Genomic DNA, 24,309 nt, shown 5'->3' with positions numbered 1-24,309 from the left:
TAGATTATGGTGGCTGAGTTGTAAGGTCTGCTCCTGGATAAGTCACGTGGATTCACCATGGAGGGATTCTGATGACGGCTTATGCAGCGGACGTTTTCACTTTGGACGAAGTTAACCGACTCAAAATCATTCAGGACGTTGTCGACCGGCGTCTGACCACACTTGATGGCCACACAGCGCCTGAGTATATCTGATCGCCAGTACCGACGCCTTCTGTTGCACTGCCGTGAATCAGGCTCGCCAGATATCGCTAACCGCCGTTGTTGAAATCTCAGCAATAACCAGCAGCCTGATGACCTTGCACAGTACGCGCTCAATAATATCCGCGAGCGCTATACCGACTTTGGGTCTACGCTGGCGTGTGAGAAACTCGCAGAACTGCATGATGTTCATCTGTCCAAAGAGACTGTCCGTTCACTCATGGTTAAAGCCGGTCTCTGGATCCCCCGCAAACAACGTGCGCCGAAAATTCAGCAGTCACGTTATCTTCGGGCCTGCTGCGGCGAACTGATCCAGATTGATGGTTGCGACCACCCCTGGTTCGAGAACCGTGCGCCCGCGTGTACCGCGCTGGTCTATGTCGACGATGCGACGAGCCGCCTGATGCAGTTTCGTTTCGTTAAATCGGAATCGACCTTCACCTATTCATGCCACTTTAAAATGATGGCGTGGAAATCGCTCTGTGGTCCTTACGCCTGATGTCACCTTATATTGATTGAAGCGTCGCAAACGCCGAAAGCAGGATACCGATAACGACCGGATAAAAAACGCAGGAAATCAGGAATTCAGCTACCTTATGACCTTCACTTTGTATATGAATAGTTCTTCCTATACTTATCAGAGAGGCAAAAAAACCGATCGTCGCCACAAAGGCGATGAAAGTCAGAATGCAATACAGCGTTAACCCGCCAGCCTCTCTTTTCTCAAGGCAACCAAACATCGCCAGCGCCTGCAACAGGCTTAATGCGATCGCCCCGGAGCAGCTTTCACAAACCCTTCCATAGATACCAAACACTTCCCAGGCACGTTCGTTAATGCGCTTCACTCAGAATTCCTTCTATAAAATAAAAAAATAACAGGTGCTTAAGTTTTTACCTCTTCACCCTTGCAAATTTAAATAAAAAAACCATTTAAAAAATGGTGTCCTCTTTTTTCAGGTATTCATAAGGGTTCACCCTTCCCTGCCCCTTTAGCGTAAAAACATCGTTATTTTCCGGCACAGGAACCATTCAGGATATTATCAACCATCGTCTGGCGCCATGCCTAAACCCCTTTGTAGTGCTCTTTACTCAGGCCATACTTCTTCATTCTGAGATAGAGTTTTTTACGCGGTATCAGCAGATACTCCGCCACCTCATTGATACGTCCCTGGTGGATATTCAGCGCTTCGGTGATGATCTGCCGCTCGACCTCCTCAACCCGCCGATCCAGCGGCGTCGGTTCGCCGACAAGCATCTGCGGATTCACCGTTTCCGCGAGCGGTAAAACCCCCACCGCAAACAGCTCGGCGGCGTTCGCCAGTTCGCGAACGTTATTTGGCCACACCCGCCGCATCATCCCCTTCAACAGACCGGCATCCACCTCAGGGACGGGATGATTCAGCCGTTGACAGGTTTTTTGCAAATCAGGCGAAAAGGCCGTTTCTCATGACTCTGCAGCTGTACCAGATGATGCTGTTGCCCGTGAGACAGATGCTCCAGGTGGCTTAAGACCAGCGTCCCGCCCTGGGCTTGCGCGATCAGTTCATTCAGCGTGTGGGCGTTAGCCGTGTTGAGTTCGCAGGAGATAAACGGACCTTCGGCGTGACGCCCTAACTGGTGCAGGTAACGCGCGCCGGTCATCCGGCCGGTTCCCGGCTCGCCGTAAAGCCATACCGCAATATCCGTCTCTGCCAGCTGCTGAAGGCGCTGGCGATACCGATCCGTCCATTGGCTGCGGCCAATAAGCTCAACCTGTAATTTTTGCTGACAATACTGGCGACGGGCGATCACCGATTGCCTCTGACGCAGCGCGGCATCCACCAGCGTGAGCAGCTTGCCTGGATCGATCGGCTTTTGCAGGAAATCCCAGGCCCCCTTTTTCACCGCCTCCACCGCCATCGGCACATCGCCGTGACCGGTGATAAGCAGAATCGGCAGCAGATCGTCATCCTGATGAAACAACGTCATTAAATCGATTCCGGAGCAGCCGGGCATGCAGACATCGCTTAAAACAATGCCGGGCCAGTCCTTCGGCACCCGCTCCCGCGCATCAAAAGGATTATTACAGGCACTGACCTGATACCCCGCTTGCTCAAGCAGCTGCGTATAGGCATCCAGCACATCGGCATCATCATCAATCAGCAGAATCGAACAGTGATTACTTAACATCTTTTACATCCGTCAAATTGAATTCCAGCACCACGCAGGCACTGCGCGTAAACGTCGACGCCAGGCGCAACGCCCCTTCCATTTGCGTCATCAGCGAAACACTTATCGAAAGCCCTATTCCCAGCCCCACGGCTTTGCTGGTAGTGAACGGCTTTAACAGCGAAGGAAGTAAGGCCGCAGGCCAGCCGGGGCCGTTATCGGCAATCAACACGCACAGCCTTTCGCCCTGGATGTGCCAGCTCACGGTGATTTGTGCTGCGTGCGGGCAAGCATCAAGGGCATTTGACAGCACGTTCACCAGCACCTGATGAACACGCACTTCGTCTCCCAGGATCCAGACGGCGTCATCCGGTATCAGCAGCGTCCCCTGCTGAGGTTTATGTCGCATCGCCAGCAGTTCCCACGCCACGGTAAAGGTCTGGCGCAAATCGACCGGGTGCAGCGGCGTTTCCAGTTCTGCGCGGCGGGTAAACTGGCGCAGGGAACGGATAATCGCGTCAATGCGGTTGATCAGCCCTTCCGCTTTGCTTAACGTCGTCCGCGCCTGCTCCGTCTGTCCCTGCTCGATTGCCCTTTCTGCGGTAAAAAGATACATCGACAGCGCATTCAACGGCTGATTGATCTCATGCGCCAGGGTGGTCATCGTCTGCCCCACCACCGCCAGTTTAGCAGTCTGGATCAGCTCGTCCTGAGTGGCACGCAGATCGGCCTCAATCGCTTTCCGCTCGCCTATCTCCTGTTCAAGCTGCTGTTTTTGCGCATTAAGCTGACCGAGGGTATGGCGAAGCAAACCGGCAATACGTCCCAGCTCGTCGCGCCCGTAAACCGGAATGGTCGCCTCGGTCTGGCCCAGACCAATCTGCACCACCGCCTGATTCAGCGCGGTAAAGCGTTTCACCAGCCGCGAGCGAATAAAATAATGGTTCAGCCCCCACGCCAGCAGCAGCGCCAGCAGCGTCGCCACCAGGATTAGCCCGCCGCTGACCCGGACAATCTGCCCCATACGCTGATTAAACATCTGCATCTGCTGGTGACTGCTGCCAAGCTGGGCTTCCAGCAGCGTTCTGAAGCGTCCCAGCGTCGCTTCTCTGGCCCGGCTGGCTTCCACGAGCGCTTTTTGCGCGGTAACGTAGTCGCGCATGGTGTCCGGCATCTTATTTTTCACCATGCCAATTTCCAGCAGCTCATCGATCGTTTGTCGCAGGGTAATGGTGCTCGGCCAGTCATCCAGCGCACGAATATTTTCATCCGACGTTTTCTTCAGGTTTTCCAGATAGCGGATATGCGTCTCCACCAGCATGCCGTCATCATTCCCGGATTTCAGTTCATTAAGCCTGTCGCGCAGGTCGTCAACGATCTGATTTTCAATACGCGCCAGCGTATAGACCTGCTGTTGTTCATTCTGCACTTCCCGGGAGCGTTTCAGGTACTGCGCCGCATCCCCCTGTCGGGCTTCAATCTGATCGAGCAGCGTTCCCTGTTGCCAGGTAAAATCCTGCACCAGCGAATTCAGCTCGGTGGTGAAATCATCGTGCAGCCAGTCGATCCGCGCCGAAAGCTCTCCCACCTTTTCGCGAACCAGAAACATGTTGTAGAGCACGCGATCCAGTTCCGCCAGCAGCGCGCGGCTGTCCTGCAAGATCACCGCCAGCTGCTGCCGTTCTGCCGGCGACAACCCCTGGCTCAGCCGCTCTATCTTATCCAGATGCTGGATAATCTGGTTGCGCAGCTGCAGGCGTACCGTGGTATTCGGCGCCAGCAGAAATTCATTGAGTTGATCGACCACCAGGTTGAGATTCCCTTCAATCAGAAAAGCCGAATGGATGCGCGGAAAATACTCATCCAGCGAATAGCGGATCTGCGAACTTTGCTCATGCCATGAATAGAGGCTGACGCTGCTGACAATCAGCGTCAGCAGCGCCCCCATCAGAAAAGCCCCGCGCAGGCTGCTACTGATACTGATTTGCCGCAGACGTTGCAGTATGGACCTGCCCATCATTTCAGTTCTTCCAGTTTATTAATCGCCTGCCGCTGATTGTTGAGAAACCAGAGCTGCCACTCCATCATCTGCTGTTCCGCGAAGCTCTTATTGTCGAACTGAGCCAGCCAGGCTTCATCCTCGCTGCTCGCCGGATCGACCGGCACACGGGTCAGCAACGCGCGAATCTCGGGCAGCGGACGCTTGAGACGGGCCTCCGCGCTATGCAGTGCTCGCCAGGCATCTTTTAGCTGAGCAAGACGAAAGCTGATCGCCGTATCGAACATCCGTTGCACCAGGCGCTGGCGTTTGAGGATCAGCCGATAGTTCAATGGCGGTTGATTCATCAGCACCGCCTGCTGCGCCGCCCGCGGATTGCCCGTCGCCAGGGGCGTTACAGGGTATTTCCCGGTATTGGCATCGGCGAGGATCGTCTGGCCCTCCGGGCTTAACAGATAGCGAATAAACCGCCGCGCCTCGCTGGCGTGCTGGCTGTTTTTAAGCACCGCGACATAGGTCGGCGAAACCGCCGACTGCGGGAAATAGGTAAAAGCCAGGTGCGGATCGTTCATCAGCAGATTGGCGTAGTTATCAATCACCGGACCGGCCACGCCCAGGCCGCTTTTAATCTTATCCGCCACCCCAAAACTGCGGGATGAGATGGTCACGAGATTTCCCGCACTCATCAACAGCGTTGCCCATCCCTTAATCCAGCCTTTTTGTTGCAGCAGCGACTCCACCATCAGATGGTTGGTATCCGAACGCGACGGACTGCTCATCAGCAGCGCCCCCTGATAGCGAGGATCGGTCAGATCATCCCAGTCCGCTGGCGCAGGCAGGTGCCGTGTCATCAGCGCCGGGCGATTAATCAGCAAACCGAACCCGGAAATCGCTACGGCCACGGAGGTGGAGCGAATGGATTCCGGCACCAGTTGTTGGCTGACTGCCGGCGCACCGCTGAACGGTGCCAGCTTTTTATGCTCCTGAAGATGCTGCAGCAGCATCGGCGACGAGGTCAGGATCAGATCGACATTTTCGGCATTTGCCGTGTCTAGCAGCTGTTCCAGCGAGGCGCTGGTGCGGTTGAGCGTCCTGATCGTCACTGACCCCGGCTCTTTCTGCCAGCGATCGATAATCCACACGGTGGCGCTGGGAGAAAATGTCGTCGCCATCACCAGCTCATTGCTTTGCGCCGCACAGGGTCTCAGCCAGGCGGTCAGCAGCAGCATCGCGAGCATTTTGCTCACTATCCCGCCCCGACGAAGAGACATGTTTGTGATCCCGTTCATAAATATTGAAATACCGAAAAAATTACGTTGAGACAAAACTTACCCGTTTATGACAGCTGGCGAATTAATCACCGCGAGCGGAAAAATAGCCAAACGGGCGCCCGGGAATATCGCTAAAGATTACCAGATAATGATTGGGTAATTTGTTAGAGTCCGCACAAGCCGGACATAAAATCAGCGCAACATTAATTCCGCAGGCTCTCGCTCATTCAATATGAGTCAAAATCAACCCATCAATTCATTAGTTTGAGTCAGTTTTGACTCATTTCGACGATTTGTATTTTACGGCCGCTTATTTCACCCTTCAGGCCGAATGCTCCTGATGTTCACATCAATATAAAATACAGGTGACGACATGTTATCATTATTAAAAAAAGGGCCGTCGGCGAATACAGTTCCTGCTGAGAAAATTCAGGCAAAGTATGGTCGATACCGTATGCAGGCGCTGCTAAGCGTATTTCTGGGATATCTGGCGTACTATATCGTGCGCAATAACTTCACCTTATCCACGCCCTATCTGAAAGAACAGTTAGATCTTAGCGCCACGCAGATCGGTTTGCTCAGCAGCTGTATGCTCATCGCGTACGGGATCAGTAAAGGCGTGATGAGCAGCCTCGCGGATAAAGCCAGCCCGAAAGTGTTTATGGCCTGCGGTCTCGTACTGTGCGCCATCGTCAACATCGGGTTAGGATTCAGCACCGCATTCTGGGTTTTTGCTGCGCTGGTTGTCCTGAACGGCCTGTTTCAGGGGATGGGGGTCGGCCCCTCTTTCATTACCATCGCGAACTGGTTTCCGCGCCGGGAGCGTGGCCGCGTAGGAGCTTTCTGGAATATTTCCCATAACGTCGGCGGCGGAATTGTCGCCCCGATCGTCGGCGCCGCGTTTGCGATTCTCGGTACCGAGCACTGGCAGAGCGCCAGCTACATTGTGCCGGCCTGCGTGGCGGTGGTATTCGCCATCAGCGTACTGGTGCTGGGTAAAGGTTCGCCGCGGGAGGAGGGCCTGCCTTCGCTGGAAGAGATGATGCCGGAAGAGAAAGTGGTGCTGAAGACCAAACACGCCCAGAAAGCGCCGGAGAACATGAGCGCATTCCAGATCTTCTGCACCTACGTCCTGCGTAACAAAAACGCCTGGTATGTCTCCCTTGTGGATGTGTTTGTCTATATGGTGCGTTTCGGCATGATCAGCTGGCTGCCAATCTACCTGCTGACGGTGAAACATTTTTCTAAAGAGCAGATGAGCGTCGCCTTCCTGTTTTTTGAATGGGCGGCGATTCCGTCAACCCTGCTGGCCGGCTGGCTTTCCGATAAGCTGTTCAAAGGCCGCCGGATGCCGTTAGCCATGATCTGCATGGCGCTGATTTTCATCTGTTTGATCGGCTACTGGAAAAGCGAATCACTGCTGATGGTCACGGTATTTGCGGCGATTGTGGGCTGCCTGATTTACGTCCCGCAGTTTCTGGCCTCGGTCCAGACCATGGAGATCGTCCCCAGCTTTGCCGTTGGCTCCGCCGTGGGCCTGCGCGGATTTATGAGCTATATCTTTGGCGCCTCGTTAGGCACCAGCCTGTTCGGCGTGATGGTCGATAAAATGGGCTGGCACGGCGGGTTCTATCTGCTGATGGGCGGGATCGTCTGCTGCATCCTGTTCTGCTATCTTTCTCATCGCGGCGCGCTGGAGCTTGAGCAACAGCGTAAAATTACCGAGCAGGAAGAGGCCCGGCTGGCGCTGGCTGACGCTGGCTGACGCACAGTAAGCGCCTGAACCCGGGGAAACAAGAGCCAGCTTGCTGGCTCTTTTGCCGTTGAGAGAGGAATTGATGTCCGCAGCTGCTCCCGACGACGGTATAAAGCAAGTACCCCTGCCATCACTGATGCTACTGCTGAGTGGAATGAACGGCCTACTTCGCCGGGATAATCAGCACTTGACCCGGATAGATTTTATCGGGATGCGTCAGCATCGGTTTATTGGCTTCAAAAATACGTTGATAATCATTGGCAGAGCCATACATCGCTTTGGAGATAGCGCTCAGGGTGTCACCGGATTTGACCGTGTAAAAACGACTTTCCGCCCCGCTTTGCGTCACCTTAACGCCGTCACTGACCTGACCTACGCCAGTGACATTCCCGACCGCTACCAGAATTTTTTCCTTATCCTCCTGCGAAGCAACATCGCCAGTGACCGTGGCGGTGCCATCGTCCGCAACATCAATATTGACCTTTTCGGCGCCAGGCAGATTAAGACCATCGATATGTTTTTTCAGTTTATCGGCCCGCTCTTCTTTACTGTCGCCGGAGACGGCGTCCCATATTTTCTCGCCCGCTTCTTTCACAAAACTTAATAATCCCATATTTCCATACCTCCTCGACTGTTACATGATCACATCATCATCGGACCTGTTGACCCAATGTCAGGGGGCTGGTTTGCTACCCGCCCTCGCGTCAACTGCCTGAAGCAGCACAAGCCACCATCAAAGTATAATCAATAAGCGTCAAAGTGCAGGATATTTGCCCCACTACGGCAGGAAAGTCTGTATTCCGGCAAGGTGACACGAAATGGAAGCGGACATAGCTCCCCTGCCATGCAGAGAAATGATGGCCCCTCGTCGTACAATGGCTGGAGAGGCAATGCCCGGATAAGACGCGGACTACCTGAGCAAGATTTCAGGAGACGCCGCTTCCGGCGCCTCCTGTGAGTCACCTCGCGGCTATTCCTCGTATGCAGCGTGATGGAAATCAATTTCCCACTGCAGTACTTCACCGTAAAGCGCCGACAGCGCCTGCTTTTCCTTTTCACTCAGCGCCATGGCGCAACGGTCGAGTTCGTTCTTTAGCCAGAGCGCCTGCTGGTAGAATTCGTCCTCCGCGTGCATTTCCACCCAGCGTCGTATATCAGCATCGCTCTGTCGATGTTCGCTCGCCCGTCTGCACCAGCGATAGTACATCCATTCCGCACCGAACATCAGGGTCACGATCTGCTCATAGCTGCCCTCGCGGGCGGTCCGCAGCATACCGTCGCGAAAGCGCCGTACACCGGGCAAATCATCCGGGTACTCAGCGGGATCGATTTGTCGCGCTGACAACACCTGCTCAAACCACGCGATCTGCGTATCAACCAGGGAATTCAGCACGCCAATCAGCCAGCGCTGCTGATGAATACCCGGCGCTTTGCTGACCCCGAGGGCAACAATCGCGATGGCCGTCGCGACAAAGTTGCCCTCAAACACCAGATAGCGGTTGAAGACCGCTGTCGGCAGGCGATCCTGTTCAATATCAGTGACAAACGGGTGCTGCTGCATCGCCTGCCACGCCGGTTGATGTTCGCGCAGCAGGCGTTCGCTAAACGCTTCCATTAGGCTTCCTCCAGCGCGGCCTGAGCGACCGACATAAAATGCTTCACCCGGGCCAGCTCAACATCGTTCCACCAGACGCCATCGACCTTCATCGTACTGGCCACAATGACCCCCTGGGTCCGCCCGAGGATCTGCCTCACGTTAGCCGGCGTTACCCCGGAGCCCACCAGGAGCGGTAGCGCCGTCGCCGCGCGGATCTCGTCAATTTCCGCCATTGTGGCGCTATCGCCGGTGCGCTGGCCGGTGGCGATCACCGCGTCGGCCTCGAAGAAATCGACATCGCGCGTCAGCTCCTGAATCGAACGATCGGCGACAATGGCATGGCTACCGTGCTTGACATGGCTATCGGCAAAAACGCGAATATGCTCAGCGCGCAGCATACTGCGGTAGCGCAGCGCCTTTGCGGCCGCCCCTTCGATAAATCCTTCGTTGGCGATATAGGCGTTGGCCCACTGGTTGACGCGGACGAAATCGGCGCCGCCCGCCAGCGCGATGGCCATGGCCGGGATCGCCGCGTTAGCCAGGACGTTAATACCCAGCGGGACCGCAAACCGCTCACGAACTTTCTCGGTAATGACCGCCATCAGCGCGGAGGTTTCATGGCCGATGTCCTCAGGTTTGGAAAACGGAATATCGCCGTGGTTTTCAATAATCAGACCATGAACACCGCCTGAAATATAATTTTCAGCATCGCGAAGCGCACGCTCAACAATATCGGAGACTGATTTTCCTCGATATTTAGGCGCGCCAGGAAAAGGATCGCAATGAATAACGCCAATAACGGCTTTGTTTCGTGAAAAAATAGCTTGTATTGCATTGGTTTTTTCTGCTGAGATAGCAACCATCTTATCCATCCTGTTAAGGGAACACTATGCGTGTTTACGTTACCGGTAATATTGCCGTCGATGAAACCTGGTCTATTCCGGATATACCGAAAAAAGGCACTTCCATTCACGGCGTTAAAGTTTCGCAGGATATCGGCGGTAAAGGCGCGAATCAGGCGATTATATTATCCCGCTGTGGAATAGAGACGCGTTTAATTGCCGCCACGGGAAATGACAGCAACGGCGCCTGGATCCGCCAGCAGATAAAAAATGAACCACTGACCTTACTTCCCGACGACCCTTTCAATCAACATAGCGACACCTCGATTATTTTAAATAGCGCTGATGGCGACAATGCCATCATTACCACGACGGCGGCTGCCGACGCCTTCAGCCTTGAGAATATTATTCCGCATATGGCGGATGCCGCCGCCGGCGATATTCTGCTGCAGCAGGGCAATTTCTCCCTCGATAAAACGCGGGCGCTGTTCCGGTACGCCAAAACTCTCGGCATGACCACGGTGTTCAACCCCTCGCCCGTCAATCCTGACTTTTGCCATCTGTGGCCGCTCGTCGACATCGCGGTAGTCAATGAATCCGAGGCCGAGCTGCTTCAGCCCTATGGGGTGAAAACCTTAGTGATAACCCAGGGCGCCGCTGGCGCCTGGCTGGTTCAGGCGGGACAGCGCCAGTTTTGTCCCGCCGTGCCCGCCGAGGCGCTCGATACGACCGGCGCAGGCGATACGTTCCTCGCCGTCATGCTGGCCTCCGCCCTGCTGCGCGGCGTCGCGCCGGATGACCTGGCGCTGGCGCACGCCAGCCGCGCTGCCGCCATAACCGTTAGCCGCCGGGGAACGCTCAGCGCGTTTCCCGGTAGCCATGAGCTCGCCGCCCTGTTAACCCAGGACGGCGCGCGTTGACCTACTTAAACAGCGGACGGTAAGCATCGACGTTCGCTTTGGTTACCACCGTCGCCGGAACCAGAATGGTTTTCGGCACGGTTTTTCCCGACGTGATGCTGTTCAGCGCATTCAGGGCTTCGGCGCCCATCTTTTCCGGATCCTGCTGCAGGACGGCGGTTACGTAGCCGCCGTCAATACCGGAAATCGCCTTCGCCGTCAGATCCCAGCCAAACACTTTAATATCCTTCTGCCGCCCCTGGTTTTCTACGGCGGCGATAGCGCCGAGCAGCGCGGGTTCGCCAGTGGCATAGATTGCTGTCAGATCCGGGTTGCCGGTGATCAGGTTTTCCGCCGCGGTCATCGCTTTATCCTGCACGTTCTGCCCGTCGACCACGTTAGCGATGGTAATGTTCGGATTGCTTTTCAGCGTCTCTTCGAACCCTTTTTGCCGCTGGTTCTGGATGGCCGAATTCAGCGCGCCGACAATCCCCACCCTCGCCTTGCCACCCATCTCTTTCTGCACGTAGTCCACAAAATATTTACCAATAATTCTGCCGCCTTCAATATTGTCCACGCCGACCTGGGCCGCCTGTGGTCCGGCAGGTAATACGGCATCAATCGCAATCACCGGAATGTTAGCGGCGGCGGCTTCTTTTACCGCTGGCATAATTCCGTTAACGTCGATAGCGGCGACCAGAATGCCTTTAACGCCTTGCTGAATATAGTTTTCTATCGCGTCGTTTTGCGCCACGGGATTATCGTTAGAATTGAAAATAACTAAATCCTTGCCGCTGGCCTTAGCCGCATCCTGCGCGCCTTTATTCATCAAATTAAAGAACAGCGCCTGCTGATTGATTTGCACCAGCGCATAAGTCGGACCGGCAGCGCTGGCGGCAGAAATAAAACTCATCGATGCCAGCATCGTCGTGGCGACAGCAAGTAAACGCAGTTTTCCGGTGTGAAATAACATCATCAGTATCCTCGTCGGGAATAGTTGATAGCCAGCAGAGTTCCGCGCCGCATGCGAACGCAGAAGGATTGTTTTTTTGGCGGGCAAATATCGTCTATATGGCCAGAACAATCATCGATCGTTCGGCGGATACCTGCTTAATGTCATCCCGGCAACCGGTCCGTGTCGGTGCGCGACTGGAATGACTTAAACGGGTTTGGGAATGACTTCCCGGATGATGCGGTAAACTGCCTATACAATTCTCTGCTGATTAAAATTTGTCAAGCATTTATTTTCGGTTATTACGCACAGAGAAATTGCTGTATCCACCGCGCTTAACTATGTTACAGATAGCCGATTCTGGCAGAGATGGCGCAGGAAATGAGTATAAAACGCGTATTGTTATCTGATGTGGCAAAGCTGGCGGGGCTGTCGAAAGCGACCCTGTCGCGCTATATGAACAACAGTATTGTGCTGCCGCAGGACACCATCGACCGTATCGAAACCGCCATTCGCGAACTGGACTATCGCGGCAATAGCCTGGCGCGCCGTCTGAGTAAAGGCGGCAGCGAGACGCTCGGCCTGGTGCTCCCCGACATTACCAACCCCTTCTTTGCCGAGCTGGCCGACGCTGCCGAAGAGGCCGCTTCTGCCAGCGGCTACAGCCTGGTGTTGTGTATCACCCGCAACAACCCGGAAAAAGAGTGCCAGTTCATCCGCTGGCTGGATACCTGCCAGGTAGACGGTCTGCTGTTCACCACCAACCGCCCCGATAACGGCCTGCTGCGCAAGGAGATCCAGCGTCACGAACGCATTGTCCTGCTGGATGAAGATATTCCCGGGAGTCAGGTTCCAAAAGTATTTGCCGATAACGTCCAGGGCGGGCGCATCGCCACCGAAAAACTGATCGCCGCCGGGCATCGTCATATCGCTTTCGTCGGCGGCCCGGACAAACTGATGAGCGTCCGTGAGCGCTATCAGGGTTTTTGCACCGCGATGGAGCAAGCCGGCCTGAGCTGGCCGCCCGAATGGGTGATGTACGGCGACTATCAGCGCGAGTTTGGCCAGCAGGCGCTGCGGCACCTCTTCAGCCAACCGGTTCGCCCTACCGCCGTCTTCGCGGCCAGCGACTATCTGGTGCTCGGTCTGCTTGACGGTCTACGCGCCAGCGGGCTCCAGGCGCCGGAGGCGCTTTCGCTAGTCGGCTTCGATGACGCCAATTATGCCGATTTTACCCAGCCGCGGATCTCCACTATCCGCCAGCCCGCCCGGGAACTGGGGCGCACCGCGGTGCACATCATGATGCGCCTGCTAAACGACGATCCGGATATCCCTGCGGAAACCCGCCTGCCGGTTGAATGGATTGGTCGCGACTCGATCAAGATCTGTTAAGCATGTCCCATAATGACGCAAAAGCGCCCGGTTTTGGCGCAAAAAACGATCAATTAACAATTTATTCACTATAATCAGTAAACCGGTTTACCGGATCGTAATCAATAAAACCTATTGAATACATAAGGTTAAGTTACAGGGCTGCTGTGTTGTTCCTGCCCTGGCACGGATGCTGCAATGTTCTTACTGGCGAACAAATATCTTACATAGCGTTTGTCCTGACTGTACTGGCGAGGGCTCTGTTCCGCAGGTAAACCGGTTTACTAGATTGTAAACCGTGTCGGATAGAGTCTCTCCCGCAGGATGGCGAACATTTTCCCGGCAATAGCGATGGGAGTTATCAGATGCAGCAGCCACAAACTACCCCGCCAAGGGTGGAGATGATCAATATCACCAAGACCTACGGGTCGATACGTTCATTGCGCGGCGTTAACCTCGAATTGGCCCCGGGCGAAGTGCTGGGTTTAGTGGGCGATAACGGCGCGGGGAAATCCACCCTCACCAAAGTGCTCTCTGGCGCGGTGATCCCCTCCAGCGGCACGATTCGTATCGACGGTGAACAGCAGCAGTTTACCAATCCGGCCGATTCGCGCCGCTGCCATATCGAGATGGTCTATCAGGATCTGTCGCTCTGCGACACGGTCGACGTCGCGGGCAATCTGTTTATGGGCCGTGAGCCGATGAAATCGGTCCTCGGTATTCCCTTTCTCGACGAGGCCAAAATGCACGCCGATGCCAGAGAGATGCTTAAAGGGCTGGGGATCTCTATTCCGGATACCCGCCTGCTGGTGCGAAATCTCTCCGGCGGCCAGCGCCAGGCTATTGCCATCGCCCGCGCGGCGGCCTTTGACCCGAAAGTCCTGATTATGGATGAACCCACCGCCGCGCTGGCCGTCGCGGAGGTCGAAGCGGTTCTGGAACTCATTCGCCGCGTTTCCGCTCGCGGGGTGAGCGTGATTCTGATTACCCACCGCCTGCAGGACCTGTTCCTGGTGTGTGACCGGATCATGGTGATGTATGAAGGTACCAATGTCGCTGACAGGCGGGTGTCCGACACCAGCCTGAACGATATCGTTAACCTGATTGTGGGCGAAAAATTCACCGCCCGCTCTGCGGCTGCACATTGAGGTAACAGGATGAGTATCATGAACTTAAGCAGCTCCCGCATGATCCAGCATTCGCTGCCGCGCCGCCTGCTGCATAACCACTCGGGCGTGGTCAGCATCGCGCTCTTTTTCGTCTTCTGCTGCGTGGTGTTTTCGCTGATCACCAGCAACTTTCTCACCGGCACCAACTGGCTGAATATCATCCGTCAGAGCGCCCCGCTGCTGATCGTCGCGACGGCGATGACCCTGGTGATTACCACCGGCGGTATCGATCTGTCGGTGGGCTCTACCCTGGCGCTGGTCGGCGCACTCTCCGCTATCGCCCTGAATAGCTGGGGGCTGCCGTGGCCGGTGGTACTGCTCGGCGGCCTGCTGCTCGGCGGCGTCGTTGGCGCCATCAACGGCTTCTTTATTGCCTATGAAGGGATTCCGGCGTTTATCGTCACCCTCGCCACTCTGGCTGTGGTTCGCGGCATCGCGCTGCTGATCACTCAGGGTTATTCGATTCCGGTTCCGGCTGACAGCCTGTTTACCTTTATCGGACGCGCGTGGGTAGTCGGTATCCCCATGCCCGCGCTGCTCGGCATTCTGATTCTGGTGATCGGGCATATCGTTCTTAATCACATGCGTTTTGGTCGCTACGTGACCGCTATCGGCGCCAACGCCGAAGGCGCGCGACGCAGCGGGATTAACACCAAAGCCGTCACGATGAAGGTCTATATCCTCAGCGGTATGGCCGCCGCGCTGGCGGGAATGATCATTACCGCTCGCCTCGGCAGCGGCTCCTCCAACCAGGGTGAAGGCTTTGAACTGCAGGTTATTGCCGCCGTGGTGCTCGGCAGTACCAGCCTGTTTGGCGGCTTCGGTACCATTATCGGCACGCTGCTGGGCGCGCTGTCGATTGCGGTCATTCAGAACGGGCTGATCCTGTCGCATATTTCGCCGTTTTACACCCAGATAGCTACCGGCACCATTATCCTGCTGGCTATCTGGCTGAACACCCGCATTCTCAACCCCACGCGCTCCGCGGCAAAAGGATAGCTGATGAACGGATCAATTTTTCGTCATCCCTCACCGTTGCCGGTTGGCGTCAGCAGCGGTTACGTGATGACAGTGCTTGGCCCGCTGCCGATTAACGAAATGGGCGTCACCCTGATGCATGAGCATATTCTGCTGGATGCCTCCGGCAAATGGGTGCCGCCCTGCTGCTGTAGCGATCGCCATCTTGCCGAAATGCCGGTGAAAATGGAAAACCTTGGCGAACTGTCACTGAATCCGTTGATGAGCCGCGATAACTGTCAGCTGTTTGATGTCGACGTTGCGATTGAGGAACTCACTAAATATCGCGCCCTTGGCGGCGAAACCGTGGTCGACCCGACCAATATCGGTATTGGCCGCGATCCGAAAGCGCTGGCGCGCATCGCGCGTCTGACCGGTCTGAACATTATTATGGGTACCGGCCTCTATCTGGAGCCTTCTCACCCCGAGTGGGTAAGGACCAGCAGCGTTGAACAGCTGACCGAACGGCTGATTTACGATCTTGGCGGCGCGGAGGAGAAACCGGAGGTACTCGCCGGGCTTATCGGCGAAATCGGTATCTCCAGCCGTTTTACGCCGGATGAGGAGAAATCCCTGCGCGCTGCGGGTCGGGCCAGCGCCGCGACCGGCGTGCCGATCGAGGTCCATCTGCCGGGCTGGGAACGGCTGGGTCATCGGGTGCTGGATATTCTCGAGCTGGAAGGTGCCGATTTACGCCATACCGTGCTGTGCCATATGAACCCCAGCTTTGCCGATAAGCGCTACCAGCGCGAACTGGCCCAGCGCGGAGCATTCCTCGAATACGACATGATTGGCATGAGCTATTACTACGCCGACGAGTCAGCGCAGTCGCCCTCCGACGAGGAGAACGCCCGCGCGATCCGCGAGTTAATTGACGACGGCTATATCCAGCACATTCTGTTGTCGCAGGATGTCTTCCTGAAAACCATGCTCACCCGCTACGGCGGCCACGGTTACGGCTACATACTCAAGCATTTTGTTCCGCGTCTGCGGCGCCACGGCGTCAGCGGCGAACAGCTTGAAACCTTAATGATTGGAAACCCCCAGCGGGTCTTTGGCGGATAAAAGGAAACGTCATCATGCAGAAAAAAATCTTACTGGTCGGTGAGTCCTGGACCAGCACCTCAACGCACGTTAAAGGCTTCGACCAGTTTGCCACCGCCACCTGGCACACCGGCGCAACGGATTTTCTGGCCGCGCTCGCCGACAGTCCCTATGCCATTACCTATATGCCCGCCCACGCGGCGGCGACAGACTTTCCGCTGACGCTGGAAGCGCTGGAACACTGGGATGCGATCATCCTTTCGGATATCGGCGCCAATACGCTGCTGCTGCATCCGGACACCTGGCTGAAGAGCCGCCGCACCGCCAACCGTCTAACGCTCCTGCATGATTACGTGGCCGGCGGGGGGGCGCTGATGATGATCGGCGGCTATTACAGCTTCCAGGGGATCAACGGCGGCGCGCGCTACCGTAATACCGCGGTGGAGAAAGTGCTGCCGGTTCGCTGCCTGGCCTGGGACGATCGCATTGAAACCCCGGAAGGCTGCTTTGCTGAAGTGGCGGGATCTCACCCCCTGTTTAACGATATTCCGGGCGAATGGCCGTGGTTGCTGGGCTATAACGAGGTTAAAATGCATCCGGAAGGTAAACTGCTGGCGACCGTGGCCGGTACCGATCATCCTCTGCTGGCCATTCGCGAATATCAGCGGGGGCGCTCGCTGGTGTGGACCAGCGACATGTCGGCGCACTGGCTGCCGGAAGAGTTTGCCAAATGGCCCGGCTATCGCCAGCTGTGGATTAACTGCCTCGACTGGCTGACGGAACGCCGCTGATGACCGCTACCCTTGAGCTCGCCCGGCAACTGCTGGGCTTTAACACCATCAACCCGCCGGGCAGCGAAGCCGACTGCATGCGGTTCTTCGCCGACTGGCTTGCCGATAGCGGTTTTGAGGTGTCGCTGTCGTCATTCGGCGAGGGACGCTGCAATCTTATCGCCAGGCTGCCCGGGTCGAAGAGCGGTAAACCGCTGGCTTTTACCGGACATCTGGATACCGTCCCGCTGGGAAATGCCCGCTGGCAGTACGATCCTTTCGGTGCGCAGATGGAAGACGGGCGTCTTTATGGACGCGGGTCGAGCGATATGAAAGCGGCGATAGCGGCATTTGCCGTCGCCTGCGTTCATCAGCGGCAAACGATTCGCGCCGGGCGCGGCGCACTATTGCTGATCACCGGCGGAGAAGAGACCGGCTGCGACGGCGCGCGGGCGCTGATCGCCTCCGAGACGTTGCCAGAGGTGGGCGCGCTGATCGTCGGTGAGCCCACCGCCAACTACCCGGTTATCGGTCATAAAGGCGCCCTCTGGCTACGCTGCGAAACGCGGGGAAAAACCGCCCACGGCGCGATGCCGGAGCTGGGGATCAATGCTATCTATCTTGCGGCGGATGCGCTGGGTAAGATCCAGCATTTTTCGCCGGGCGCGCCGCATCCGCTGATGAAGCAACCCACCCTCAACGTCGGACGCATAGAGGGCGGACTCAATATTAATTCCGTACCGGACCGCACGCGTTTTGATGTCGATATCCGCAGCGCGCCCAATTTACAGCACGCCGCTATCCGGGAGCGCTTGACGACGCTGCTGGGCGAAAGCGTTACGGTCACCACGCTGGTCGACCTGCCTGCGGTCCTGAGCCGGGAGGATCATGCATGGATTAAGCAGGTTTACCAACGCTGTCAGCCGCTGCACGCTGAGCCGATTACACCGCGCGTGGTGCCCTACTTTACCGACGCCTCGCTGCTGCTGCCTGCCCTGGGCAACCCGCCCTGTATTATTCTCGGCCCCGGGGAGCCGTCGATGGCTCATCAAACCGACGAGTACTGCCTGCTCAGCCGGCTGGCGGAGGCAGAACGGCTATACGGTGACCTGATTCGCGACTGGATGGCCTAACCGTCCGCGACGAAAGCCAAAGATATGTGACGGTGTCACTTAAAGCGAGCACTATGCATTCAGCGTTTGAATAATCTCGCGGAATAACAGAGGATAACCGCCTCGTACACGAAATGTTTCACCACCAGCAAGGAGGCTTACCATGTCCGCGAAAATTAACGCCGTGCTCGTTTGCACCCTCTCTTTACTCCTTTCCGCCTGTTCGGGTCATGCTTCTGCGCCGGACAGCGCCGAAGACGCTCAAATATCGGCAGAAGTGGATAAGATACTTCGCGATTATCAAACGGGTGCAGATACGTCACCGCAGGCCAAAGCCTCACGCTATCTGGCGCGGATCCAGGCGGCTATCTTCGCTAACATAGACCAGCCGGACTCCTGGCAAGGGCAAAAATGCTCGGTGCGCTTTACCCTGCAGCGTGACGGCACGGTGCAGGATCCGGCGGTCGAGAACGGCGATCGGCCATTCTGCGCGCAGGTGATGTCCGCGCTGAAAGTCGCCAAAATTCCGCCTGCGCCAGATGAAAAAACCTATCAAACATTCAGCCATGTCGTTCTGGACTTGAAGGCCTGAGCTTGCCCGTAGAAAGCGCCCCGGCCATCGCCAGGGCAATGGCTAAAAAGATAAGCTTTAACAGACGCTTTTAGGCGATCGGCGAGGAGTGATTCAATGGTGCTTGAGTCGAGGTGATGAGCGGCAAGAGCGCCGGCTGAACGGGACAGCGCATCCAGGTGCGCTGATGATGGCCTCTTATTCATGACTCAATCTCTGATACATGAAATCAATAAGCGCTCTTGTTTTTGCCGGCAAATAACGCCGATCGGAATACAGGGCGAACAATTGCAAGGGGGCCGCCGATTGTTCAAATTCAATTTCGATTAACCGGCCATCGTCAATATAGGGCTGGCAGGCTTGTTTCGACAGGATGGCATAACCGACGCCTGAGATGGCCGCTCGCCCTGCCATCTCCCCGCTGTTGACCCGATAACGACCGTTCACTTTAATCGTCTCGAATCCGCCCTTTTTATTCACAAACTGCCAGGGAGCGCCTTTAAGCGCATTTACCGTTGTAATACAGGGCAATTCTTCAAATTGCTGTATACGAGAAGGCGTGCCATAACGCTGGATAACGGAGGGGGCCGCAACGATGGTGCAAGGGATGGTCACCAGATGACGGGCTATGTAGTCACTGTCATCCATCTGACCACGACTCACAATGACAGCGAGATCCAGATCATCGCGCAGGGATTCATAACCAGACAAATTGGTGACGCAACTTATCTCCAGGTCCGGATGCTGACAGGCGAAATCGGCAACAATAGCCCCCAGCAATGCAGGACCGATTTCATTAGGAATACAGATACGTAATGGCCCCTTGAATTGCATTTGCCGCAACGTTAATTCGGTTTCAGTTTGCTCAAGCGCTTCCAGTAATGGCTTCGCCCGGGTATAGAGTAGATGCCCCGCCTGAGTGAGTTTCATATGTCGGGTACTGCGTTCAATAAGCTGAAGATTCAGTTTGTCTTCTAGCTGAGCAATGCAACGGCTGACATTTGATGCCGGCATTTCAAGGGCTTTCGATGCCCCCACAAAACTGTCTCTTTCAACTACAGCGATGAAGACTTTCAGCGCATTAAAATCAAGAACTGGCCGCATCAACTATCCCACATATGATAATAATGAGTGCCATTTTTACCATCTAATCGATAAGTTTGATAGCAGTTAAGCTAGGTTATCTTTCATCAACAGGTCGCTTGCTATGCCACGGGTCACCACAACACTTAATCAAAAGGCGCTGATACGGATAGCGCTGGTCATCGCTTTTGTGCAGTTTACTAATGCGCTGGAATATATGATGTTCAGCCCTGTTTTTACATTTATGGCTGCGGATTTCGCTGTTCCCGTCTCCTTCTCAGGCTATGTATCCGGTATGTACACCTCTGGAGCCGTCCTGTCGGGAATTATCGCCTTTTACTGGGTTGACCATTGCAATAAGAAGCGTTTTCTTATCGCTAATATGGTGCTGCTAGCCATGGCGACACTGTTGACAACATTCATAACCCGTTTTCCTCTTCTTCTTACCTTGCGATTCTTCGCAGGGCTGGTTGGAGGGACGACAATGGGGGTGGGGATCGGTATTTTGATAAACCACACGCCGGCTGACTTGCGCGGAAAAATGTTGGCGACGGTGATTGCGTCATTTTCGCTGGTAAGCGTTGTGGGGATGCCCGCTATATTATTTTTGTGTACTCATTACGGTTGGCATGTCGCGTTGTGGTTAATCAGCACGCTCTGTTTGTTGGCATTGCCATTGATCGTCACTGTCATCCCTCAGGACCCCGTCGCTTTCGACACGCCTCACGCGCTGCCCCTCGATGTTGATACTTTACTGTTTGCTTCCGGTAATGCGCTGGTACAGTTTAGTCCAATGCTGATCATTCCTGTTCTGGCGCCATTAATGACGCAGCTGTTGGGGGCTTCTGAAGGCCAGCTGCCCTGGCTGTTCTTCGGCGGGGGACTGGCGGGGTATTTGTCTACAAGAATGACAGGGGCATTAACCTCTCGTTTTTCTGCATTGAGTTTGGCGACCGGGTCAACCCTCGTTTTTATTCTGAGCTTGCTGATACCCCTCCTGGGCTATCCGCATCCGGCGCTGTTTATGACGTTATTTCTCGGGGCAGCTTACAGTCGTCTGGTTTCATCTTCGGCGGTTACGATTCAGTTTCCTGATAACAACCAACGAGCGGGATTCTCTTCATTACAGACGTCCATGATGTATCTGATGACGACTGCCGCATTTTTCCTGTCCGCTTTTCTGTTACCTGACCATCGCATGGCGCTCCAGAATATGGATACGTTGCTGGCGCTATGTGCAATTTCCGCATCAGGATCCCCAATTATTATCATCATTTTGCAAAAGAAACTGGCTAAGCGGACGATCCCGCCCGATCGGTGCACCACTGGCTAGAACATGGCGCGCCCTGCCCTGGGCATTAAAAATTATCATTGACCCTGGTGTGGTCGCTAAATGGAGATGAGGGGCGTTTTTTTGTCTGACGGTGTCTGAATTTAGTACCTGGCGGGAAGCTTATGGATTTTAATGAGTCTTCCCTCTTCCATTTCGATAAAACCACCCGTTTTTAAATCTGCAAGTATGCGCATGACGCCGCTGCGAGAAAGATGGGTTTTCTCGCGGATGTAGAGTTCCGCTGTGACTGCGGCGCGATAACTCTCATCTTCTTCAATTAAATTGAGCAACTGCTGGCGGATCATCTCGTACGCCGTCGGTGCGCCCTGCGGCATCACATTGTTGTAAAGTCGGCCATACACAAACATCAGTTGCTTTGAGAGCAGCCCCCATAACGACTTTTCTTTAATAATGTCATGAACACGAGCGGTGGAGATCTCGCCAATCACGCAGGAGTTGAGAGTTTTAATGTAATCATCGAAGTAAATATCCGTCAGATTGGCAAGACCAAACACGGCGGGACTGCGCGCAGTGGACAGCATCATATTATCGTTTCGGCGATAAACCGCTACGGTTCCCTCAAGGATAAGGTAACACATCCCCTGGCCATTCACCTTGAAATCCAGTTGCTCCCCCCTTTCAGTTTTACGTGGCGTGCAATACGGCTGTAAATGCATTATCAACTCTTGCGCGTAGGGTGAACCTCTGTGAGGTTTTGCTGAAGAGGACATAACCGATAACCTTTAGATTGACCTGTCTGATTATAGCCTGGCTTCCTGTTGCGGGTATCCTCATCGTCAGTATTTTCGAGGCAAATGGTTGATATCAAGAAGTATACCCCGTTCCATGGTGATGTAGTTCCCGGTTCGCAGCTCTGCCAGAATTCGCATAATCCCGCTCCGTGAAAGATAGGTTCGGCTCTTAATATAGGCTGCAGCCGTAATTTGTTGCCGTATCGCATCCGGCTCTTGCATCAGTTCAACAAGCTGAAAGCGGATGATGTCATAAGCCGACATCTGCGAGATTTGTGCGCAATGCTCATACACCCGGGAGGCCGTGTAAATCAGGAGTTTCGAAAAATGCTCCCATAGATCCAGTTGCGCCACGATGTGATTAAAACAATCCAGTGACATCCGGGCGATCTCTGACGTCTCCAGCGCTCTCACATAGAGATGCTCTGAGGAAAACTGACTACTGACGCCCAGAATAAAGGGTGATGATTCAGAATTTAAAACAATGCCATCGCCGCGACGGTGCAGCGCGACGCTACCTTGCAATAGTAAAAAACATTGCCGGATATCATCTTTATAATAATGCACGACCTCACCTCTGCCGATCACTACTCTTTCTGCTGCTGGCAACACATGATTTATCAGAGTCTCGATGTGCCGAAATGGTTTTAATTCCAGGGCAATTGATTTGTCCTGGTTTTCCGGGGGGGTTAAGCGCGTGTTCATATGCTGCCTCAATTCCTCTACGGTGATCGCTTTATTGATCGACCCGACGAATTATCTTAAAAATGAAGAAACCGCGAAATATTGGTTTAGGGTCCAAAAGTAGACCGTGCTAAAGATGTACTCTAAGTAATTGATTTTGTGCCTCATGACCTTTGGGTCTAAAAATAGACCGGGCCTTAATAAATACAATAAAAAAAGGAATGTTACTTATTCGTTAAGTGAGAGTCTACTTATAGACCCACAAATCATTTGAGTTTAAGAAAGTGATTAGATAAATTTTAGCCAGCCAGCAGAACAGTTCATGATCTTACCGTAATTAATTATGGCTGCCATGCTGCACAGTAAAAAATAAGGCGCTGGTACAAAAAGAGTGTAACGCTCATCGGCACCCTATTGCCTGGATATAAGTGGCAAACCAAGTTAATAAGGAAACAACGTAATGAAAAAGAGTCTTGTTTTAGTTGCCTTGACCGCAACTGCAGCGCTGTCTATGTCTCACGCTTTTGCTGCCGCTGGCACCGTGAATTTCGTCGGCAATATTCTTGATACTGCCTGTGAAGTCGATGTGGCATCGCAAAACCAGCAGGTCAATCTCGGTAACTTTTATAAAACTGAATTTCCGAACAGTGGCGCAAAAGCGGCTGCAAAGGATTTTAATATCGTGCTTAAAAACTGCCCAACCACAGTGACTTCGACAAAAGTACGCTTTGATGGCACCCCCGATCTGACCAACCCTAACCTGCTGGCTATTGATACCTCAACCTCCAGTGCGGCGTCAGGGGTGGCGATTAACCTGATGACCGCCGATAAAGTCGACCTGCCTTTACACGGTGAGAACAGCTATAACTACACCCTTAGCAGCACCCAGGACAATACGCTGAAATTCTACGCGCAATATATCTCCACCACGGCATCAGTAACGCCGGGTACGGCCAACTCTGTTGCTAACTTCTCCATTGTATATAACTGATTTTCTGTCCAGAAAAGCTGATGGGGTCGATACGGCCCCATGTTTCAGAGGTCTAAAATGAATGTTCTTCGCAGTATCTTGCTTACCACCACGATATTGAGTATTGGCTTATCCGCTGCTCAGGCCGGTGTCGTTATTGGTGGTACGCGGGTCATTTTTGATGGTAATAAAAAAGAAGCCTCAATTGGCATAAATAATCCTGATAAAACCCCCTACCTGATCCAGTCCTGGATCGAAACGCCGGATGGCGGTGCCGAAAAGGCGCCTTTCATCATTACGCCACCGTTATATCGACTGAATAATGGCCAACAAAACGTCGAGCGCATTGTTGCCACCGGAGCATTACCTCAGGATAAAGAGAGCTTATTTTGGCTTAATATAAAAGCCATACCCTCTGCAGCTAAAGTTGACAATACGTTGCAAATTGCCATTAAAACCAGAATCAAGCTCATCTACCGTCCGGCGGCGATGAAAGGCGCATCCCCTGAAGAGCAGGTCGATAAATTACGCTGGCAACGCGTCGGTAATAAGATACAGGTAAACAATCCGACTCGGCATGTCATGAATTTTAACGAAATTTCACTATCAGGTAAAAAATTACCCGATGTCAGTTACGTATTACCCGGTAGCACAGCGACGTTCGATTTACCCTCCGGCGTAACGGGCGGGCCAGTGACATTCAAAATTATCAATGATTATGGCAGTCCCGGGGCAGAACACAAAGCCAGTCTGTAGACCAGCGAAAAGA

22 protein-coding genes and 2 pseudogenes are annotated in these 24,309 nt (G+C 54.3%); 13 read left to right on the top strand and 11 right to left on the bottom strand.

The window, feature by feature from the left end:
* Window positions 1-71: 71 nt before the first annotated feature.
* Window positions 72-645, top strand: a pseudogene (locus ACOI6Z_RS19825) (ISNCY family transposase); the annotation flags it as partial.
* 61 nt (window positions 646-706) lie between these two features.
* Here the strand turns inward: ACOI6Z_RS19825 and ACOI6Z_RS19820 are convergent.
* The 4 genes and pseudogenes from ACOI6Z_RS19820 to pgtC all read right to left on the bottom strand — a co-directional run bounded on the left by ACOI6Z_RS19820 (window position 707) and on the right by pgtC (window position 5,585).
* Window positions 707-1,045, bottom strand: a complete 339-nt coding sequence (locus ACOI6Z_RS19820) for a hypothetical protein (RefSeq protein ID WP_117133701.1) — start codon at window positions 1,043-1,045, stop codon at window positions 707-709.
* Between the two features lie 218 nt (window positions 1,046-1,263).
* Window positions 1,264-2,369 (bottom strand): annotated as a pseudogene (locus ACOI6Z_RS19815) (sigma-54-dependent transcriptional regulator).
* Window positions 2,359-4,368, bottom strand: a complete 2,010-nt coding sequence (pgtB, locus tag ACOI6Z_RS19810) for a two-component system sensor histidine kinase PgtB (RefSeq protein WP_130952635.1) — start codon at window positions 4,366-4,368, stop codon at window positions 2,359-2,361. Before pgtB ends, ACOI6Z_RS19815 begins: the two are co-directional and overlap by 11 nt.
* Complete coding sequence (gene pgtC, locus ACOI6Z_RS19805; RefSeq protein WP_087824279.1) at window positions 4,365-5,585, bottom strand: phosphoglycerate transport regulator PgtC; 1,221 nt, start codon at window positions 5,583-5,585, stop codon at window positions 4,365-4,367. The genes pgtB and pgtC overlap by 4 nt, the downstream gene beginning before the upstream one ends.
* Window positions 5,586-5,991: 406 nt before the next feature.
* Here pgtC and pgtP point away from each other — a divergent pair, with 406 nt between their 5' ends.
* On the top strand, window positions 5,992-7,383 hold the full coding sequence (pgtP, locus tag ACOI6Z_RS19800; RefSeq protein WP_130952636.1) for a phosphoglycerate transporter PgtP: 1,392 nt from the start codon (window positions 5,992-5,994) through the stop codon (window positions 7,381-7,383).
* Window positions 7,384-7,537: 154 nt separating this feature from the next.
* On the opposite strand, the gene lysM is transcribed toward pgtP, so the two are convergent.
* From lysM to ACOI6Z_RS19785, 3 genes are all read right to left on the bottom strand, one after another.
* Window positions 7,538-7,987 (bottom strand): peptidoglycan-binding protein LysM, encoded by a 450-nt coding sequence (gene lysM / locus ACOI6Z_RS19795; RefSeq protein WP_023289703.1) that lies wholly within the window; start codon window positions 7,985-7,987, stop codon window positions 7,538-7,540.
* 357 nt (window positions 7,988-8,344) lie between these two features.
* Window positions 8,345-8,989, bottom strand: coding sequence for a TenA family protein (locus tag ACOI6Z_RS19790; RefSeq protein ID WP_048297511.1), 645 nt, complete (start codon window positions 8,987-8,989; stop codon window positions 8,345-8,347).
* Entirely contained in the window at window positions 8,989-9,834 is an 846-nt protein-coding gene (locus ACOI6Z_RS19785) for a BtpA/SgcQ family protein (protein ID WP_023289705.1), read from the bottom strand. The genes ACOI6Z_RS19790 and ACOI6Z_RS19785 overlap by 1 nt, the downstream gene beginning before the upstream one ends.
* 26 nt (window positions 9,835-9,860) lie before the next feature.
* Here ACOI6Z_RS19785 and ACOI6Z_RS19780 point away from each other — a divergent pair, with 26 nt between their 5' ends.
* Window positions 9,861-10,733 (top strand): PfkB family carbohydrate kinase, encoded by an 873-nt coding sequence (locus tag ACOI6Z_RS19780; RefSeq protein WP_049014097.1) that lies wholly within the window; start codon window positions 9,861-9,863, stop codon window positions 10,731-10,733.
* 1 nt (window position 10,734) lies between these two features.
* Here ACOI6Z_RS19780 and ACOI6Z_RS19775 read toward each other — a convergent pair whose 3' ends face one another.
* On the bottom strand, window positions 10,735-11,688 hold the full coding sequence (locus ACOI6Z_RS19775) for a substrate-binding domain-containing protein (RefSeq protein WP_023289707.1): 954 nt from the start codon (window positions 11,686-11,688) through the stop codon (window positions 10,735-10,737).
* A gap of 345 nt (window positions 11,689-12,033) precedes the next feature.
* On the opposite strand from ACOI6Z_RS19775, the gene ACOI6Z_RS19770 reads away from it, so the two are divergent.
* The 7 genes from ACOI6Z_RS19770 (at window position 12,034) to ACOI6Z_RS19740 (ending at window position 18,739) form a co-directional block, all read left to right on the top strand.
* Window positions 12,034-13,056 carry a LacI family DNA-binding transcriptional regulator gene (locus tag ACOI6Z_RS19770; RefSeq protein WP_032428845.1) on the top strand — a complete coding sequence of 341 codons (1,023 nt, stop codon included), beginning with the start codon at window positions 12,034-12,036 and terminating at the stop codon, window positions 13,054-13,056.
* A gap of 380 nt (window positions 13,057-13,436) precedes the next feature.
* The gene (locus ACOI6Z_RS19765) at window positions 13,437-14,183 is read left to right on the top strand and encodes an ATP-binding cassette domain-containing protein (protein ID WP_072199055.1); all 747 of its coding nucleotides are present in this window, start codon (window positions 13,437-13,439) and stop codon (window positions 14,181-14,183) included.
* A gap of 18 nt (window positions 14,184-14,201) precedes the next feature.
* On the top strand, window positions 14,202-15,203 hold the full coding sequence (locus ACOI6Z_RS19760) for an ABC transporter permease (RefSeq protein ID WP_072413205.1): 1,002 nt from the start codon (window positions 14,202-14,204) through the stop codon (window positions 15,201-15,203).
* A gap of 3 nt (window positions 15,204-15,206) precedes the next feature.
* Entirely contained in the window at window positions 15,207-16,286 is a 1,080-nt protein-coding gene (locus ACOI6Z_RS19755) for a phosphotriesterase family protein (RefSeq protein ID WP_048297514.1), read from the top strand.
* Between the two features lie 14 nt (window positions 16,287-16,300).
* Window positions 16,301-17,056 (top strand): glutamine amidotransferase, encoded by a 756-nt coding sequence (locus ACOI6Z_RS19750; RefSeq protein WP_420687503.1) that lies wholly within the window; start codon window positions 16,301-16,303, stop codon window positions 17,054-17,056.
* Window positions 17,056-18,168, top strand: a complete 1,113-nt coding sequence (locus ACOI6Z_RS19745) for a M20 family metallopeptidase (protein ID WP_080820165.1) — start codon at window positions 17,056-17,058, stop codon at window positions 18,166-18,168. Before ACOI6Z_RS19750 ends, ACOI6Z_RS19745 begins: the two co-directional genes overlap by 1 nt.
* A gap of 142 nt (window positions 18,169-18,310) precedes the next feature.
* Window positions 18,311-18,739 carry a cell envelope integrity TolA C-terminal domain-containing protein gene (locus ACOI6Z_RS19740; protein ID WP_064154600.1) on the top strand — a complete coding sequence of 143 codons (429 nt, stop codon included), beginning with the start codon at window positions 18,311-18,313 and terminating at the stop codon, window positions 18,737-18,739.
* A gap of 177 nt (window positions 18,740-18,916) precedes the next feature.
* Here the strand turns inward: ACOI6Z_RS19740 and ACOI6Z_RS19735 are convergent, their stop codons facing one another.
* Complete coding sequence (locus tag ACOI6Z_RS19735) at window positions 18,917-19,822, bottom strand: LysR family transcriptional regulator (protein WP_072421654.1); 906 nt, start codon at window positions 19,820-19,822, stop codon at window positions 18,917-18,919.
* A gap of 103 nt (window positions 19,823-19,925) precedes the next feature.
* On the opposite strand from ACOI6Z_RS19735, the gene ACOI6Z_RS19730 reads away from it, so the two are divergent.
* Complete coding sequence (locus tag ACOI6Z_RS19730) at window positions 19,926-21,134, top strand: MFS transporter (protein ID WP_420687502.1); 1,209 nt, start codon at window positions 19,926-19,928, stop codon at window positions 21,132-21,134.
* A 101-nt stretch (window positions 21,135-21,235) separates the two neighbouring features.
* Here the strand turns inward: ACOI6Z_RS19730 and ACOI6Z_RS19725 are convergent, their stop codons facing one another.
* Together ACOI6Z_RS19725 and ACOI6Z_RS19720 are read right to left on the bottom strand one after the other, a co-directional pair.
* Window positions 21,236-21,865, bottom strand: a complete 630-nt coding sequence (locus ACOI6Z_RS19725; RefSeq protein ID WP_044523263.1) for a helix-turn-helix domain-containing protein — start codon at window positions 21,863-21,865, stop codon at window positions 21,236-21,238.
* Between the two features lie 66 nt (window positions 21,866-21,931).
* Complete coding sequence (locus ACOI6Z_RS19720) at window positions 21,932-22,591, bottom strand: helix-turn-helix domain-containing protein (RefSeq protein WP_420687501.1); 660 nt, start codon at window positions 22,589-22,591, stop codon at window positions 21,932-21,934.
* Window positions 22,592-23,030: 439 nt separating this feature from the next.
* Here ACOI6Z_RS19720 and ACOI6Z_RS19715 point away from each other — a divergent pair, with 439 nt between their 5' ends.
* Window positions 23,031-23,561, top strand: a complete 531-nt coding sequence (locus ACOI6Z_RS19715) for a fimbrial protein (RefSeq protein WP_023289719.1) — start codon at window positions 23,031-23,033, stop codon at window positions 23,559-23,561.
* A 57-nt stretch (window positions 23,562-23,618) separates the two neighbouring features.
* Window positions 23,619-24,296 (top strand): molecular chaperone, encoded by a 678-nt coding sequence (locus ACOI6Z_RS19710; protein WP_048298670.1) that lies wholly within the window; start codon window positions 23,619-23,621, stop codon window positions 24,294-24,296.
* The last annotated feature ends 13 nt before the right edge of the window (window positions 24,297-24,309 follow it).

It is taken from the genome of Klebsiella sp. C239 (assembly GCF_048822715.1).
Classification (GTDB): Bacteria; Pseudomonadota; Gammaproteobacteria; order Enterobacterales; family Enterobacteriaceae; genus Klebsiella; species Klebsiella quasipneumoniae.
Note: the sequence above shows the minus strand (reverse complement) of the source record. Positions and strands in the feature narration are given on the sequence as shown.

Excerpts from the sequence above, each read along its gene's own strand:
- ACOI6Z_RS19790 (WP_048297511.1), bottom strand. The coding sequence starts at position 8,989 with ATGGAAGCGTTTAGCGAACGCCTGCTGCGCGAACATCAACCGGCGTGG.
- ACOI6Z_RS19765 (WP_072199055.1), top strand. The coding sequence starts at position 13,437 with ATGATCAATATCACCAAGACCTACGGGTCGATACGTTCATTGCGCGGC.
- pgtP (WP_130952636.1), top strand. The coding sequence starts at position 5,992 with ATGTTATCATTATTAAAAAAAGGGCCGTCGGCGAATACAGTTCCTGCT.
- ACOI6Z_RS19785 (WP_023289705.1), bottom strand. The coding sequence starts at position 9,834 with ATGGTTGCTATCTCAGCAGAAAAAACCAATGCAATACAAGCTATTTTT.
- ACOI6Z_RS19770 (WP_032428845.1), top strand. The coding sequence starts at position 12,034 with ATGGCGCAGGAAATGAGTATAAAACGCGTATTGTTATCTGATGTGGCA.
- ACOI6Z_RS19750 (WP_420687503.1), top strand. The coding sequence starts at position 16,301 with ATGCAGAAAAAAATCTTACTGGTCGGTGAGTCCTGGACCAGCACCTCA.
- ACOI6Z_RS19760 (WP_072413205.1), top strand. The coding sequence starts at position 14,202 with ATGAACTTAAGCAGCTCCCGCATGATCCAGCATTCGCTGCCGCGCCGC.
- ACOI6Z_RS19775 (WP_023289707.1), bottom strand. The coding sequence starts at position 11,688 with ATGATGTTATTTCACACCGGAAAACTGCGTTTACTTGCTGTCGCCACG.
- ACOI6Z_RS19745 (WP_080820165.1), top strand. The coding sequence starts at position 17,056 with ATGACCGCTACCCTTGAGCTCGCCCGGCAACTGCTGGGCTTTAACACC.
- ACOI6Z_RS19735 (WP_072421654.1), bottom strand. The coding sequence starts at position 19,822 with ATGCGGCCAGTTCTTGATTTTAATGCGCTGAAAGTCTTCATCGCTGTA.
- ACOI6Z_RS19720 (WP_420687501.1), bottom strand. The coding sequence starts at position 22,591 with ATGAACACGCGCTTAACCCCCCCGGAAAACCAGGACAAATCAATTGCC.
- pgtB (WP_130952635.1), bottom strand. The coding sequence starts at position 4,368 with ATGATGGGCAGGTCCATACTGCAACGTCTGCGGCAAATCAGTATCAGT.
- pgtC (WP_087824279.1), bottom strand. The coding sequence starts at position 5,585 with ATGCTCGCGATGCTGCTGCTGACCGCCTGGCTGAGACCCTGTGCGGCG.
- ACOI6Z_RS19725 (WP_044523263.1), bottom strand. The coding sequence starts at position 21,865 with ATGTCCTCTTCAGCAAAACCTCACAGAGGTTCACCCTACGCGCAAGAG.
- ACOI6Z_RS19755 (WP_048297514.1), top strand. The coding sequence starts at position 15,207 with ATGAACGGATCAATTTTTCGTCATCCCTCACCGTTGCCGGTTGGCGTC.
- lysM (WP_023289703.1), bottom strand. The coding sequence starts at position 7,987 with ATGGGATTATTAAGTTTTGTGAAAGAAGCGGGCGAGAAAATATGGGAC.
- ACOI6Z_RS19780 (WP_049014097.1), top strand. The coding sequence starts at position 9,861 with ATGCGTGTTTACGTTACCGGTAATATTGCCGTCGATGAAACCTGGTCT.
- ACOI6Z_RS19740 (WP_064154600.1), top strand. The coding sequence starts at position 18,311 with ATGTCCGCGAAAATTAACGCCGTGCTCGTTTGCACCCTCTCTTTACTC.
- ACOI6Z_RS19730 (WP_420687502.1), top strand. The coding sequence starts at position 19,926 with ATGCCACGGGTCACCACAACACTTAATCAAAAGGCGCTGATACGGATA.
- ACOI6Z_RS19710 (WP_048298670.1), top strand. The coding sequence starts at position 23,619 with ATGAATGTTCTTCGCAGTATCTTGCTTACCACCACGATATTGAGTATT.
- ACOI6Z_RS19715 (WP_023289719.1), top strand. The coding sequence starts at position 23,031 with ATGAAAAAGAGTCTTGTTTTAGTTGCCTTGACCGCAACTGCAGCGCTG.